This window comes from Winogradskyella immobilis, assembly GCF_021887715.1.
GTDB lineage: Bacteria > Bacteroidota > Bacteroidia > Flavobacteriales > Flavobacteriaceae > Winogradskyella > Winogradskyella immobilis.
On sequence record NZ_JAIQXX010000012.1, the window covers coordinates 1 to 13,930 of the forward strand.

The 13,930-nt window shown below is 30.6% G+C and carries 18 protein-coding genes; 9 read left to right on the plus strand and 9 right to left on the minus strand.

Going from position 1 to position 13,930, the window contains the following annotated elements; translation table 11 throughout:
- Positions 1–99 precede the first annotated feature (99 nt).
- Positions 100–435 carry a tRNA-binding protein gene (locus K8Z87_RS09615; protein ID WP_227477315.1) on the minus strand — a complete coding sequence of 112 codons (336 nt, stop codon included), beginning with the start codon at positions 433–435 and terminating at the stop codon, positions 100–102.
- A 79-nt stretch (positions 436–514) separates the two neighbouring features.
- On the opposite strand from K8Z87_RS09615, the gene K8Z87_RS09620 reads away from it, so the two are divergent.
- Positions 515–1,072: a thioredoxin family protein gene (locus K8Z87_RS09620; RefSeq protein WP_227477317.1), complete on the plus strand. Its 558-nt coding sequence runs from the start codon at positions 515–517 to the stop codon at positions 1,070–1,072.
- A complete protein-coding gene (locus K8Z87_RS09625; RefSeq protein ID WP_227477318.1) occupies positions 1,069–1,329 on the plus strand; it encodes a hypothetical protein in 261 nt (86 codons plus the stop codon). Before K8Z87_RS09620 ends, K8Z87_RS09625 begins: the two co-directional genes overlap by 4 nt.
- 8 nt (positions 1,330–1,337) lie before the next feature.
- Here the strand turns inward: K8Z87_RS09625 and K8Z87_RS09630 are convergent, their stop codons facing one another.
- On the minus strand, positions 1,338–3,491 hold the full coding sequence (locus K8Z87_RS09630; protein ID WP_227477320.1) for a TonB-dependent receptor: 2,154 nt from the start codon (positions 3,489–3,491) through the stop codon (positions 1,338–1,340).
- A gap of 286 nt (positions 3,492–3,777) precedes the next feature.
- On the opposite strand from K8Z87_RS09630, the gene K8Z87_RS09635 reads away from it, so the two are divergent.
- From K8Z87_RS09635 to K8Z87_RS09645, 3 genes are read left to right on the plus strand one after another with little or no spacing between them, the layout of a single operon-like run.
- Complete coding sequence (locus tag K8Z87_RS09635) at positions 3,778–4,272, plus strand: RNA polymerase sigma factor (RefSeq protein ID WP_227477321.1); 495 nt, start codon at positions 3,778–3,780, stop codon at positions 4,270–4,272.
- Positions 4,273–4,284: 12 nt separating this feature from the next.
- On the plus strand, positions 4,285–4,899 hold the full coding sequence (locus tag K8Z87_RS09640) for a hypothetical protein (protein WP_227477322.1): 615 nt from the start codon (positions 4,285–4,287) through the stop codon (positions 4,897–4,899).
- A gap of 19 nt (positions 4,900–4,918) precedes the next feature.
- Positions 4,919–5,941 (plus strand): hypothetical protein, encoded by a 1,023-nt coding sequence (locus tag K8Z87_RS09645; RefSeq protein ID WP_227477324.1) that lies wholly within the window; start codon positions 4,919–4,921, stop codon positions 5,939–5,941.
- Here the strand turns inward: K8Z87_RS09645 and K8Z87_RS09650 are convergent.
- Positions 5,928–6,728 carry a lysophospholipid acyltransferase family protein gene (locus K8Z87_RS09650; RefSeq protein ID WP_227477326.1) on the minus strand — a complete coding sequence of 267 codons (801 nt, stop codon included), beginning with the start codon at positions 6,726–6,728 and terminating at the stop codon, positions 5,928–5,930. The two genes, K8Z87_RS09645 and K8Z87_RS09650, sit on opposite strands and share 14 nt — an antisense overlap.
- Positions 6,729–6,776: 48 nt before the next feature.
- Positions 6,777–7,418: an NUDIX hydrolase gene (locus tag K8Z87_RS09655; RefSeq protein WP_227477327.1), complete on the minus strand. Its 642-nt coding sequence runs from the start codon at positions 7,416–7,418 to the stop codon at positions 6,777–6,779.
- A 2-nt stretch (positions 7,419–7,420) separates the two neighbouring features.
- Between K8Z87_RS09655 and K8Z87_RS09660 the strand changes: the two genes are divergently transcribed.
- The 4 genes from K8Z87_RS09660 to K8Z87_RS09675 are packed head-to-tail and all read left to right on the plus strand — an operon-like array spanning position 7,421 to position 10,425.
- On the plus strand, positions 7,421–8,116 hold the full coding sequence (locus K8Z87_RS09660; protein WP_227477328.1) for a peptidylprolyl isomerase: 696 nt from the start codon (positions 7,421–7,423) through the stop codon (positions 8,114–8,116).
- A 54-nt stretch (positions 8,117–8,170) separates the two neighbouring features.
- Positions 8,171–9,343 (plus strand): LETM1-related biofilm-associated protein, encoded by a 1,173-nt coding sequence (locus K8Z87_RS09665; RefSeq protein ID WP_227477330.1) that lies wholly within the window; start codon positions 8,171–8,173, stop codon positions 9,341–9,343.
- Between the two features lie 16 nt (positions 9,344–9,359).
- On the plus strand, positions 9,360–9,929 hold the full coding sequence (locus K8Z87_RS09670) for a 3-keto-disaccharide hydrolase (protein WP_227477331.1): 570 nt from the start codon (positions 9,360–9,362) through the stop codon (positions 9,927–9,929).
- 34 nt (positions 9,930–9,963) lie between these two features.
- Complete coding sequence (locus tag K8Z87_RS09675; protein ID WP_227477424.1) at positions 9,964–10,425, plus strand: J domain-containing protein; 462 nt, start codon at positions 9,964–9,966, stop codon at positions 10,423–10,425.
- Positions 10,426–10,429: 4 nt separating this feature from the next.
- On the opposite strand, the gene K8Z87_RS09680 is transcribed toward K8Z87_RS09675, so the two are convergent.
- The 5 genes from K8Z87_RS09680 to K8Z87_RS09700 are packed head-to-tail and all read right to left on the minus strand — an operon-like array spanning position 10,430 to position 13,923.
- The gene (locus K8Z87_RS09680; protein WP_227477332.1) at positions 10,430–11,185 is read right to left on the minus strand and encodes a LytR/AlgR family response regulator transcription factor; all 756 of its coding nucleotides are present in this window, start codon (positions 11,183–11,185) and stop codon (positions 10,430–10,432) included.
- 53 nt (positions 11,186–11,238) lie between these two features.
- Entirely contained in the window at positions 11,239–11,583 is a 345-nt protein-coding gene (locus tag K8Z87_RS09685) for a 2TM domain-containing protein (RefSeq protein WP_227477333.1), read from the minus strand.
- Between the two features lie 5 nt (positions 11,584–11,588).
- Positions 11,589–11,921 (minus strand): 2TM domain-containing protein, encoded by a 333-nt coding sequence (locus tag K8Z87_RS09690; protein WP_227477335.1) that lies wholly within the window; start codon positions 11,919–11,921, stop codon positions 11,589–11,591.
- A gap of 12 nt (positions 11,922–11,933) precedes the next feature.
- Complete coding sequence (locus K8Z87_RS09695; RefSeq protein ID WP_227477337.1) at positions 11,934–13,283, minus strand: histidine kinase; 1,350 nt, start codon at positions 13,281–13,283, stop codon at positions 11,934–11,936.
- A 7-nt stretch (positions 13,284–13,290) separates the two neighbouring features.
- Positions 13,291–13,923, minus strand: a complete 633-nt coding sequence (locus K8Z87_RS09700; protein ID WP_227477338.1) for a hypothetical protein — start codon at positions 13,921–13,923, stop codon at positions 13,291–13,293.
- Positions 13,924–13,930: the final 7 nt, after the last annotated feature.

Sequence of the window (13,930 nt, forward strand, 5' to 3'; positions counted from 1 at the left end):
CTTATTACTTATCCCTTATTACTTATCCCTTATTACTTATCCCTTATTACTTATCCCTTATTACTTATCCCTTATTACTTATCCCTTATTACTTAGATTCTAATTCACTGTAGTGCCATTTTTAACTTTAACTTCTGGATTTAGTAAAAATACGTCGTTAGCTTGTACAGCTCCCATGACTAAGCATTCGCTCATAAACTTAGCTATTTGCTTTTTAGGAAAATTAACTACAGCTACAATTTGCCGATTTAAAAGTTCTTCTTTTTTATAAAGTGTTGTTATCTGTGCTGAGGATTTTTTTATACCTAAATCGCCAAAATCTATTTTTAATTGATATGCTGGGTTTCGAGCTTCTGGGAAGTCGTTAACTTCAATAATTGTTCCGACACGTAAATCTACTTTTGTAAAGTCTTCAAATGTTATTATCTTTTCCATTTTATGCTGAACTTGTTTCAGTATTTTTTCCGTGAAAACGGAAGCTTTTTTAATTTCAACTAAAATACTAAAAAATAACATGGCCTTAACTGCTTCTAATATGTTACCCTTAGGTACAAAAGCGCCAGATTTTAGCTTAATCGATACTAAAGATGACCAAATAAAATCGTTAATAGGCCATAAAGGTATAACTGGCACTTTGGTTATGTTTATTTGTAATCATTGTCCTTTTGTAATTCATGTCAATGAGCAATTAGTAGCATTGGCAAATGATTATAAAGCCAAAGGCATTAATTGTATTGCAATTTCTAGTAACGACGTTGAACATTATCCACAAGATGGCCCTGAATTGATGCGGCAAAATGCCTTAGTTAATAACTACCCTTTTCCCTATTTATATGATGAAACTCAAAACGTAGCAAAAGCTTACGATGCGGCATGTACACCAGATTTCTTTTTATTTGATGCTGATTTAAGTTTGGTTTATGCAGGTCAATTAGACGATTCCAGACCTAGTAATGATATTCCTGTAACTGGCAAAGATTTAAGAATAGCCATGGATCACTTAGTCAATAACACATCTATTAATCCTAAACAGAAACCTAGTATGGGATGTAATATTAAGTGGAAGAATTGAACCTAGAGAAAAAGAATATAGAGAGAAGAAAAAATGCTCCTTTAACCAATAAAGAGGCTTTATTATTTTTCTTTTTACCTACTAATTTCGCTAGTTTTGATAATTCTAAAAGTACTGATTTTAATGAATCTGAATTAAAGCGCTTTAAAACTCACGGTTTTTACTTAAAATATAAACAGGCCAGAGAATTACAATTTTATGGTAGGATATTCTATGTAGCATTATCTATTATAATTAGTTATTTTATTCTTTTTTAACTCAAAAATTACAAATTATCTAACTGATTATCTGTACCATTCTCGCTAATCGTCCAAAAGAAACCGACAAAGAAAAACTGATCTGCTGCCGGTCGTAAAGCACGTCTATTAAAAACTCCATTAGCATTTGGTGTATTTGCATATTGGTAACCATTAATATTATTAAACCCTAATATGTTATTTACCGAGAAATACAGTATTTTTTGTTGACTTAGTAAATAGGCCCAATTAAAACTTAAATTGTTAAACGCTTTTGTACGTTCTCCTAAAAATTGTGTGGTATTAGGGTTTGTATATGGACGACCAGAAGCAAAAGAATAGGCCAAACCTATTTGGCTTTTCCAATCTTCTATCCAATACTTTGTTACTAAAGACAAGTTGTGTTTGGCTGCAAAACTTGGTTGCGCTGCTATCGGAAAATTGCCATCATTACGTTCCGTATCTAAATACGAGTAACTTGCCCAATAATCTAAATTCTTGACACTTGTATTATCACGCCAAAACACATCTAACCCTTGAGCAAAACCATCACCGTTAGAGGTGAAATTAGTATTAAGACTTTCTAATGGTGTATCGAATTTAACAAGGTTATCGTAATCCTTTCTATATAATTCTGTTCTAAAGATTTTACCATTATTGACATACTGATAATTAAAAATATAATGTGATGTCTGTTGTGCTTGTAAGTCGGTTTCAAATTTCAATACATTAGAATTGGGGTTTTGAAAAAAGTTACCATACGCTAAAGACATTTGGCTATTCTTAGACGTTTTATAGGCCAATGATAATCTAGGCGCAAAATTTGAAGTTTCAAAAATAGAGCTATAGTCTAATCTTACACCTGCTTTAAGTGCTAAGGATTTAGAAAATATAATATCTGCTTCTGTAAAAGCTGCTGTTATATTATTATTAAACCCAATAGTAGCATCTATATTAACATCTTGAAAACGCTCAGAGAAATCAGTAAGAAATTGTTCTACACCAAAATTAAGTTTAAAACGACTACTAAATCGTTTTTTAATTTTCACTTTAGCATGTAATGAATTTTCTCTACCGGTAATATCGCTAGTCTCTATTCCTATATCGGTATCTGCTATAGTATAACTTAAACCCGTAGTTAAGCTCCAATCATTTCCCAAAATACCTTTATAAGATGCATTAGCATAAAAATTATTATTCTTTAATTGAAATTGCAAACCATCGGTCTGGTTAATGTCTTCTTGTGTTAATTTAAAATTAGCTGTATCAAAAGCTGCGTAAAATTTTAATAACCCACTATTGGTTTGTTGACGAAATACGGCTTCTCCTTGTGCTCCTTGATATGGATTTTCCCAATCATTTCTATCATCAAACACTTCTAAATAAGGTGCTAGATTAATGTATGTAGCGTTAATACTTAACGAAGATTTCTCCCACTTCTGAGTGTTTCCTAAACTGCCACCAAGGGTCATAACACCTACATCTGTTTTTTCTTGGTCAGGCTCATCAATAGTATTTAAAAGTAGTACACTAGATAATGCTTGTCCGTATTCTGCTGAATAACCACCTGTAGAAAAGGTAATACCATCAAATAAAAATGGAGAATATCGACCACGCGTTGGTATATTATTTGGAGTTGGCGAAAAAGGAGTAAATACACGAATGCCATCTATAAAAATCTGAGTTTCATCAGCTGAACCTCCCCGAACAAATAGACGACCATCTTCAGCCACATTAGAAGTTCCTGGTAAGGTTTGCAATGCTCCTACAAAATCCCCTAAAGCACTTGCCGTAGTAACCACATCTAAAGAGTTTAAAACAGAAACTTTACTGTTGTCACTAGCCTCAAAAGTACCTGCAGAAATAACTACAGTATCTAAACTACTAACATCATCTCTAAGTTTAATGATAAGCTTATTCATTTTAGATACATCTTCTGTTATAGATTTGGTTTCATAAGATAAAAACGAAATTACCAATACTTGTGTGCCTTTCTCTTCTGTAGTAAAAGAAAATTCGCCCTGTTCATTAGTAGTAGCTCCATCATAAGTGCCTTCTAAATATACATTAACAGATGCTATAGGTAAGTCTTTAGTATCTATAACTTTACCAGATATGGTAGTTTGCGCAAGAATAAAATTATTTAAAATTAAACTTAAAATAAGGATTACATGTTGTTTCATTTTTGATTGATTTACTGTTCGTTTTTTGTTACTGAAACTAATTCAGTGTAAATTGATGGAGCAAACTTCGTGTAGTTAGCAATATTTAGAAATTCTATATGACCGAACTGTAAAATTTTAATGATGAATTGCGCTTAGCTGATTAGATATATAATTAGTTATCATACTTCTAAAAATTATTTTTATAATTCAAAGATTAAACTGTAACATTGTAGGTGTTTTTACTACCAATAGATAATCAATCATCATAAACCGAACGAGCTTCGGTTAAAAATCTAACTAACTATTGACCAAGGAACTTGAACATAGCTTTGTAGAGCAGCTTCAAACGCATCAAAACATTGTGCATAAAGTATGTAGACTTTATACCAACAATCAAGATGCGCATAACGACTTGTTTCAGGAAATCACGATACAATTATGGCGTGCTTTCCCGAAGTTTAGAGGTGACTCAAAGTTTAGTACATGGATGTATCGTGTGGGATTAAACACGGCGATAACTTTGTATAGAAAATCGAAACGTCGCATACAAACTGATGATTTTGATGCTATACAATTTAAAATTAAAGCTGAAGAGTATGACAATACTGAAGAAGAGCAATTAAAACTGTTATACAAAGCGGTACATCAGTTGAATGATATTGAGAAAGCTTTAGTTTTTTTGTATTTAGAAGACAAAGATTATAGAGAAATAAGTGAAACTTTAGGTATATCTGAAGTTAATGCACGTGTGAAAATGAATCGTATAAAAAAGAAATTAAAAACAATATTAAATCCGTAATGCATAATTACTATGGATGAATTAGAATTACTAAAAAAAGACTGGCAGAGCGATAAGCCTATTTACCCTGAGCTCTCTTATGATGACATTTACAAAATGTTGCATGCCAAATCTTCAAGCATTGTAAAGTGGATATTTTACATTAGCATTATAGAGTTAAGTTTAGGGATAGCTTTAACGTTAATAAATCCAAAAATAGAGTCACCAGCTCAATTTCCTAATTGGATTGATACTTTATCCTATTTTTCTATCCCATTTATTTTAGTCTTTATGTATCTTTTTTATAAAAACTACAAAACCATTACCACTACAGATAATGTAAAATCACTTATTAATAGTATTTTAAAAACACGACGCACAGTTAAATATTACGTATTATTTAATTTAATATTAGCAGGTATTTTCTCATCTGTACTCACTTACGTAAGCTATGTAGAAGTTAATGGCGGTCCCGATGTTTTTGAAGCCAGCGCACACTTTAAAGAATACGCTGTTCTTGGTGTTGTTATAGTCGTAGCTACTATAGGTATTACTGCTATAATCTTTGGTATCTATTATTTAATCTATGGAATTCTTTTAAAACGTTTAAATAAAAATTATAACGAATTAAAAAAACTAGAAGTTTGAAATTATAAATTCTGAATCTATGAATACAACATCACTCTTTAAAAGAAACTTAGTTATATTCGGAATACCAGTATTACTTATTATTAGTTTAATATTTCTTACAAAAACTTCGGTTTTTATTGATTATACCAATTCATTATCTAATGCAATTACTATTGATATTCTATTAATAGTCCCTTTTATTTATTATCTACTCATTCGAAAGACTAAAATTCCTAAAACTACAGTCGTTCCATTTATAATTTTGGGTATTGTTATATGTTCGTTTATTCTCCCAAAAGAACATCAAAATTACCTCAACCTCTTTAAAAGCTATATTTTACCAGTTATTGAATTGTCATTAGCTTCATTTATTATTTACAACGTTAGAAAAGCAATTATAAAGTTTAAAGCTGAAAAAGTCCACGCTTACGATTTCTATACTACATTAAAAAACACATGTTACCAAATGCTTCCTAGGGCTATTGTTATTCCTTTTATTACTGAAATTGCAGTGTTTTATTACGGTTTTATCTATTGGAAAAAACGACGATTAAACTCTAATGAGTTTTCTTATCATAAGGATAGTGGCGGAACAGGTTTATATATTGCTATTCTTTTTTTAATTGCTATTGAGACAGTTGCTTTTCATTTATTATTAATGCAATGGAACCATACTGCTGCTTGGATTTTAACGCTTATAAGCATCTATTCTGGCATACAAATTTTTGGGTTTTTGAAATCAATTTACAAACGACCAATAGCTATTGAAAACAATACTATTTATTTGCGCTACGGCATATTAAAAGAAACGAATATTGCTATAGATTCTATTGCTTCAATAGAGTTGTCATCTAAAGAAATAACTACAGAAGATTCTGTTGCTAAACTTTCTATTTTAGGAGATATGGAAAGTCATAATGTAATTATTAGACTTAAAGAAGAAAATACCTTAACTGGCCTTTATGGTAAAAAGCGAGCTTACAAAACGCTTTTGCTTCATGTCGATGAAAAAGTAGAATTTAAGTATAAAATAGATACTTATATTTCTACCAATCTCTAAGCTCTTTATTAAGCTTCTCTTTCTCTAATAATTCTTTTTGAGGAATTACCTTTAAAAAAGATTTATGCTGCTCAATAGCAAATTCAATCTTCTCTACAATTTCAGCTATAGATTCGTTATCGTAATCAATATCTAAAGGTTGTTTTATTTCAAAAGATTGATAAATATTTTTCTTTTTAATTCGAAGTCCTTTTTTATCAAAAGAACGCCTAAACCCATCAATTACAATTGGCACAACAATAGGCTTATATCGTTTTATAATATGAGCCGTTCCTTTTCTAATAGGTTTAAATGGTGTGGTTGTACCTTGAGGAAACGTAATAACCCAACCATCATCTAATGCTTTTCCTATGCTAGAAATATCACTCATTTTAACCTGTCTATTAACACTCTGTCCTTCAGAACGCCATGTACGTTCTATACTTACAGAACCTACATAAGCCAAAATTTTAGGCAACAGCCCAGATTTCATAGTTTCTTTAGCCGCAACATAGTACATGTTTAATTTAGGGTTCCACAAATAACCTACATTTTTAATGTTATCTAAACGTCCACTTAAACTGGCATTAAACACATGAAACATTGCAATTACATCTGCAAAATAAGTTTGGTGATTAGAAATAAACAAGACATTTGTATCAGGTAGATCCTTAATAATTTCAGATCCTTCTATTTTTAATTCATTAAAACCTCTAAAACGACGGTGTGTTAATACACCTAAGATTCTAATCAACCATTTTTTAATAAAAAGTATATGTCCAAAAGGATTCTTTTTGAATAATCCCATAGTTTTCAATCACATTTGCTAGAACACAAATGTAATAAATAAAGGCACTTATAAAAGCGCTTTTAGTAAGACTTTAATTTCACTAAGCATCATTGCTGTTGCTCCCCAAACCACATAATCATTTAATATAAAAGCAGGCACCTCAACTTCAACGTTATAACTAGTAGGTACTTTAGTTTGCTGCACTTTAGTTTCATCTAAAAGATCTTGAAGTGATACTTCAATAATTGCATTGACTTCTCCATCGTCTTTTATAAATTGAAGTGGTTTCTTTGAAATGCCCATAAATGGATGTACTAAGAAATTGCTAGGAGGAATATAAAGCGGTGACATTTCTTTTACAATCTCTATGCTATGCTGCTTTACCCCTATTTCTTCTTCAGTTTCTCGCAGTGCTGTTGCTTTTAAATTAATATCCGAAGCTTCTACTTTTCCACCAGGAAATCCAACTTGTGCAGAATGCACACCTTTATATGTGTTTCTTAAAATTAAAACTAATGTTGTATCATTATTTACATTTGGATAAAACAAAGCCAATACCGCTGCTATTTGCGCTTCTTTTTGTTTTTGTTTCATCTTCTCTGCCATTTTTAAACGATATGAAGGAGACATTTTAGCATGTGCTATTTCGCCTAAAAGGTCTATATGTTCTATATTTACAATCGATTCTAAAAACGTATTAAATTTCATTTATGAGGATTCTATTAATCTTATGTCTTTGTCTTGTATTTAATTGTGAAGATAAACAAACTTCAAAACAAAAATCATCGGTAGTTAAAGATTCATTAGCGTCTGAAAAAAAAGCAAAGCAAGCAAAAACACAAGAACGAAAATATCCTAGATTAACAGATGCTAATGCTATGGAGTTTTTCTTGAAGTTTCGTGAAGAAAATAAAGAAAATAAAGTGCGGATTACTACAGATTTTGGAACTATTGACGTTAAGCTCTATGAAAAAACAAGTTTTCATCGAGCAAATTTTATTTTCTTAATTAAACAAAATTACTTTGATGGTACTCAGTTTTATAGAGTTATTAATAATTTTATCATTCAAGGAGGAGGCAGTGATGATTATAGAGTGGCAAAACACCGTTCTAAAATTGGAAAATACCTTTTGCCACCAGATACTAAAAAAGGATTTAAACATAAACGTGGCGTATTATCTATGCCAAGTAGCGAAATAGAAAACGCATACAAATTGGCAACACCATATCAGTTTTTTATAGTACAAAATAAAGATGGAGCACCTCATTTAGATGGAGCTTATACAGCCTTTGGAGAAGTAACTAAAGGTATGGATGTTGTTGATAAAATTGCTACTGTAGAAACCGATGAAAGAGATTGGCCTGTACATAACGTTTATATTAAAAAGATTGAAATTATAGACTAATTAAGATCTATAATCTTATAGTTTTAATATCTTATATTTATAAAAAATCAATACATGAATCCATCAGCATTTGGCTGGATAAAAAAATTACTTCGTAGTCTTTCTAAAAGCGATTATCTCCAATTAGAAACGCTAGACTTTTACCATAACTTAAAAGAAACAGGTTTTATATATGGCAGTAATATAAGCTGCCTTTGTAGTGCTACAGACGATTTAGATTTTAACGAAGAAGAACGTTGTAAAGTTAACCTTATCTCTGCGTTTTATTACATCTATAAAACCGAAAATAGTTCTGAAAATTTTATAGAAAGTGTTATTGATTTTTATAAAGCTATTGATGAGCATAAACGTTCTTTTTTATCTGAATTATTTGGCGAAAGTAAATCGGATAGTTTATTAGAAAATATTATACATAAACGTATACATATCGATGATAACTTTATTACTAAAAACTTTAATTACTTTTTAATTAATGCACTCTTATTTATTGACGTACTAGGTTACAAACATTATATAAAAGGAAAAGGCAATACCAAAAAATACATTAATACGTTTGAGTCTACATTAGAAACCATTGTCTTTACTGTACTAAACTCTAAAACAACTAAAACAGAATATGACCATAATCTCGTAAGGCTTTTTGAAGCTTCATTACGACATAAAGAAGACGATTGTAATGATTGTTCAGATGTTACAAAAACCATCACGCAACCGCTAGAAAAACTATACATTATAGATTCTGTGTGTATGGCTTCTTGGAGTGATAAACATATAGACAAAGAAGAATATCTATACCTAAATCAGTTGAAGAAAGATTTAGATATAGATACCAAAATCTTAATAAATTCGGTTGATGATATCAATCGTTTTTATGAAAACAACAAAAACAATATTGCTTTTTTAAGTGCTAAAAATTTAGCTCAAAGTTTTTACGATAACAGCAGTAGTATTGTTTCGCGATTAATAAAACGGAATAGTAAACGTTTACTTAAAGAATTATCTCAAAGTAAAGAAGCTATGGTACTGCTTACAAAATCTACAACACGTCATCTTACAGACGAAGAACAAAAAAAGGTTCAGAATCAGCTTTTAGATATATTTAAGTCCATACCTAGCTTGGCCATATTTATGCTTCCTGGCGGCATGTTATTATTACCTTTATTTGTAAAGTTTATACCTAAGTTATTGCCTTCTGCTTTTGATGATAATAGAATTGAAGACGAATAAAACAACCTATAATGCTATGAAATATATAAAGTTAGTTGCCTTTTTATGTATTACATTAATTATGGCTTGTTCTAAAACCAAAAAAACACAAAAGCTCTTTGTAGAAAATGACACACAATGGAAAACTATAGGCGATGCCAATTGGTCTTTTGTTAAAGGCGAGCTTAAAGGCGTGGCAGATAGCTCTATGGGTTTTATTGTAACCAAATCTGTATACAGTAATTTTGAATTAAACCTAGAGTTTAAACCAGATAGTACTGTTAATTCTGGCGTTTTTGTGCGTTGTAATAATGATGCTATTTCTGCTGCAGGTTGTTACGAAATTAATATTTGGGATCTTCACCCTAACCAAGATAACAGAACTGGAGCCATTGTAACACGCCAAAAACCTTTTAAAAAAGTAGAAACTTTAAATCAGTGGAATACTTATAAAATTATATGTAAAGACAATGTCATTAAAGCTTGGGTTAATAATGTACTAACTGCTGAGTTAATAGATGACCAACATATAGAAGGGAAAATTGCATTGCAAGCTTTTGAAACTGGTATTATATGGTTTAGAAATATATCTATAACTCCGTTATAAAATCCGTTACGGTTAAAGTTGTAACAAATTTAGTATAGCAACGTCATATAACAAAACATCATTATATAGCTATGACACTGACAAATTATTAAAAGTTTCGCCACATAGCGATCTAGAAACTATTAAAATAGCCTTTAGAAGAGAAGTGTCTTTGTATCACCCAGACAATAACAAATCTCCAGAAGCTAAACCTATATTTGAAAACCTTATTGAAGCTTTTGATGTATTATCTAACCCAAAGAAGCGAAAGGTTTACGATGACATGTTACTTAATACTGAAGCTAATAATAAGCCCGTCATCATTACAGAACAACAAGAAGAAACTTATAAAAAATGGAAAAAAGAAGCTAAGAAAAAATCAAAAACTTCTTGGGAAAATCCTTTAACCGATTTACTGTTATTAGATTTGTTTTTTGGCGTAGGTTTCTTTGATATATTTGATGATATCGGCGATGGCATTGGTGATGTTCTAGGTGATGTGTTTGATTTGTTTTAATCTTCTACTCCAACCAGTTTTTAAAATCTTTTACACGTTCTCTAGCCACAATAACATCTTGCTCGTTGTAGTGGTTTAACTTTATTTGAAGGCGAGAATTTGTGTAACTCACCATATCTTTAATGGCATTAATATTAACAAAGAATTTACGGCTAACTCTAAAAAATGTATGTGGCTCTAATTCGTCTTCAAGTTGATCTAAAGTATGATCTAGAAGATAATTTCTGCCTTCCTTAGTATAAGCATAAGTGCCTTTATTTTCGCTATAAAAACATTCTATATCTTCAATATTAATCAACTTTAAATGCTGACCTACTTTTACAGAAAATCTTTTTTTATACTCGCGTTCAATAGGGTTGATTAATAACTTTTTAATGTCATTAAAATCTAAAGTTACGGCCTGTTTTTGCGGAGTTAATTCTTTAAACTTTGTTACCGCTTTTTTAAGATCGTCTTGATCTATAGGCTTCAACAAATAATCTATACTATTAAGTTTAAAAGCTTGTAATGCATACTCATCGTAAGCTGTTGTAAAGATTACTGCTGAGTTGATATCTATAGCTTCAAAAATCTCAAATGACAATCCATCACTCAACTGAATATCTAAAAATATTAAATCTGGATGTTCATTATTCTGAAACCATTCAATAGATTCTTCAACAGAATGTAACATGGTGTTGGTTTCAAAATCTAAACTTGTTAGCATTCGTTGTAAGCGTCTTGCTGATGGTTTTTCGTCTTCTATGATTATAATGTTCATTAATAATTTTATTTATAAGGTATAATACTTTGCTATTATTTAAAGATTGTCAACTACTCCCAACGTTTTTCTTCTTTATCCATATACTCCTTTACTTTACGTTCTTCCCAATTTTTTCCGAATAAAAAATCGGGACCAAATACACCCAGAAAGTGAAAGAATAAACCAATACCCCAAAATATAGCTGTTGAAAACGAAGCAAAGCTAAAATAACCTTCGCCTGAATTTGAGCCAATTACAATAATTAAAAAGATGTTGACAATAACATAACTTACTAAATGCCAGTAAAATCCTTTAAGTTTATCAAGTTTCTTTTTAGCTCTAATATAAGCTTCTTCTTTATAATAACGTTTTTCATCTGTATGATCGTTATAGGGTTCTATATTATATTTTTTCATCTGTTTTAGTTGTAATGTTTTAAATTTTCATCTTCTTCATCCATAAATTTACGTAATTGTTCTTCCTCCCAATTCTTGCCTAAAAAATAATCAAACCCGTAAACCGAAAAGGCATGAAATCCTATACCAACTCCCCAAGTTAACCATAGTGCTATCGTTGCAAAATCGAATATGGCTTCGTTTAATGTTTCTCCATTTTCTAGGTTCTTTACTATTTTAATAGCTGTTATAACTGCATTGACACAAACATAAACGATAACGTGTATATAAAAACCTCTTAGTCTATCGACCTTTGTCTTTGCTCTTAAATATTTTTGATCTTCAATATATCTTCCCATAACTATTGCTTTTTAATTCCAGCGTTTTTCTTCTTCTTCCTCTTGCATAAATTTTTCAATTTTACGCTTTTCCCATTCGCTTCCTAATACACCATCATTAACATAGACTTTATAGGCATGAAAACCTAACCCTAATCCCCAACCTAACATTGGAAACCAAAACCATTGAATTGTATGCGGTGTATAACGGTACCATATAAATACAAGAAATGGTATAACTAAACAGTATGAGATTAGACTGTAATAAAATTCTTTTAATTCTTCTACACGTTTACGTGCGCGGACATAACTACTGTCGTATGCTGATTTAGGCTCTATTCTTTTCATAATTGATAATTGTTTTGTGAGCATTGGTATTGCAACTGCAAAGTGCTTTGCTCCTTGATTGATGTTTACTTTTTTATCTGATAATAATTGGTAGCGCTGTTTAATATTATCTAGACCTACTCCACTGCTCTTTTTAACAATTTGCTTAGGTTGTAAATTATTTTCTACAACTAAGCTACCACTGTCTTCGTATATTTTAATATGTAATGGTTTACTACTCGTCACCATATTGTGTTTTACCGCATTCTCTAACAATAATTGCAACGATAAAGGCACTACTTTACTCTCTGGATTAGATGCGTGTTCTGGGATTTCAAAAATAATACTGTCTTCAAATCGCATTTTTAATAATGACATGTACGTCCTAGCAAAATCTAACTCTTCATCCACAGTAATTAAATCTTTATTTTTTTGTTCTAAAACATAGCGATATACTTTAGATAAAGATGTTGTAAACTGTTGCGCATTCTCAGGGTTTTCTTCTATTAAACTCGTTAGTACATTAAGACTATTAAACAAAAAATGCGGATCTAATTGATTCTTTAAAGCATCAAACTTAGCACTTGCTGTACCCGCAATAACTTTCTGTTCTTTGATTTTATTTTTTTGATAACGATTATAGAAATAAATAATATGAAAAACTGAAACAACACTCAACGTCATCCATAATCCAAAAGAATAACCACTCCAACTTTCATTCTTTATAAAATCATCGAATGAGTTATTATGAATAATCATTGATATTCCAGCTCTTAAAATGAAAATACCTATTAATGTAATTATTGTAGATCCGATAATCCCAGACACAACACGTTTAACCGTTTCTCCTTTTTTCCATTGCCGTTTTTCCATATAATTAAAAAACGCCATATTACTATATCCTAATACAAAAGAATAAACTTGGTAAAGAACAAAATCAAATAAAAATTCATTTACACTTTTAAAATTAAATCCACCAAAGATTCCATTACCTATAACAAAAACTAGGCACCCAATAATGAAAGTTAAAATGATATCTTGAGTTGATTTTTTCATAATATTTTTATTTACATGTTTTTAAAACTTGTTCAGCACGTTCTTTTCCCCAATTAGGATGCAACTTACTTTCTGATTTAAAGTTAGTAAAAAGTTCTATGGACCTTTCAATTTCTATGCAATAAGGTGCTGTGTCCTTACCAAAAAACTTTGCACTTCCCATATCCCAATCTACTTTTCCAAAAACAGCTCTAGGGTTTTTAGCATCAATAGCCATAGCTTTAGCATATAATTCTGAAACTTTATTGGCGTACTTCATTCCATATTTCATACCATCAAAAGCAACCCAATTAGTAAACACTTGTGCTTGCATTACTAATAGTTCTGCATTATTTTCGCTTCTGCTAAATGCAATATCTAAGTGCTGTTGTGCTTTGTCTAACTGTGCTTTAAGAACAGCTTCATCTTTCTCATTCCAACTCTTTAAACTATTAATTTGAGCAATGTAATAATTTGGCAACCATGCTTCGGTTTCTGCTTTAGAAATACGCTCAAATAAATTTTGTGCTTCTTCTAACTTATTGGCTTTCCATAATTCAAAGGCTTTTTGCATGCCTTTTTCGTAATTAGATTGTGCTTCAATATTAGGTGTTACTGCTCCTAAGATTATTACGACTAAAATTTTCACTAAACTGTTCATTTTTTTC

Coding starts and splice junctions, on each gene's coding strand:
- K8Z87_RS09615 (WP_227477315.1), bottom strand. CDS start 435: ATGGAAAAGATAATAACATTTGAAGACTTTACAAAAGTAGATTTACGT.
- K8Z87_RS09620 (WP_227477317.1), top strand. CDS start 515: ATGGCCTTAACTGCTTCTAATATGTTACCCTTAGGTACAAAAGCGCCA.
- K8Z87_RS09630 (WP_227477320.1), bottom strand. CDS start 3,491: ATGAAACAACATGTAATCCTTATTTTAAGTTTAATTTTAAATAATTTT.
- K8Z87_RS09640 (WP_227477322.1), top strand. CDS start 4,285: ATGGATGAATTAGAATTACTAAAAAAAGACTGGCAGAGCGATAAGCCT.
- K8Z87_RS09645 (WP_227477324.1), top strand. CDS start 4,919: ATGAATACAACATCACTCTTTAAAAGAAACTTAGTTATATTCGGAATA.
- K8Z87_RS09650 (WP_227477326.1), bottom strand. CDS start 6,728: ATGGGATTATTCAAAAAGAATCCTTTTGGACATATACTTTTTATTAAA.
- K8Z87_RS09655 (WP_227477327.1), bottom strand. CDS start 7,418: ATGAAATTTAATACGTTTTTAGAATCGATTGTAAATATAGAACATATA.
- K8Z87_RS09660 (WP_227477328.1), top strand. CDS start 7,421: ATGAGGATTCTATTAATCTTATGTCTTTGTCTTGTATTTAATTGTGAA.
- K8Z87_RS09665 (WP_227477330.1), top strand. CDS start 8,171: ATGAATCCATCAGCATTTGGCTGGATAAAAAAATTACTTCGTAGTCTT.
- K8Z87_RS09670 (WP_227477331.1), top strand. CDS start 9,360: ATGAAATATATAAAGTTAGTTGCCTTTTTATGTATTACATTAATTATG.
- K8Z87_RS09680 (WP_227477332.1), bottom strand. CDS start 11,185: ATGAACATTATAATCATAGAAGACGAAAAACCATCAGCAAGACGCTTA.
- K8Z87_RS09685 (WP_227477333.1), bottom strand. CDS start 11,583: ATGAAAAAATATAATATAGAACCCTATAACGATCATACAGATGAAAAA.
- K8Z87_RS09690 (WP_227477335.1), bottom strand. CDS start 11,921: ATGGGAAGATATATTGAAGATCAAAAATATTTAAGAGCAAAGACAAAG.
- K8Z87_RS09695 (WP_227477337.1), bottom strand. CDS start 13,283: ATGAAAAAATCAACTCAAGATATCATTTTAACTTTCATTATTGGGTGC.
- K8Z87_RS09700 (WP_227477338.1), bottom strand. CDS start 13,923: ATGAACAGTTTAGTGAAAATTTTAGTCGTAATAATCTTAGGAGCAGTA.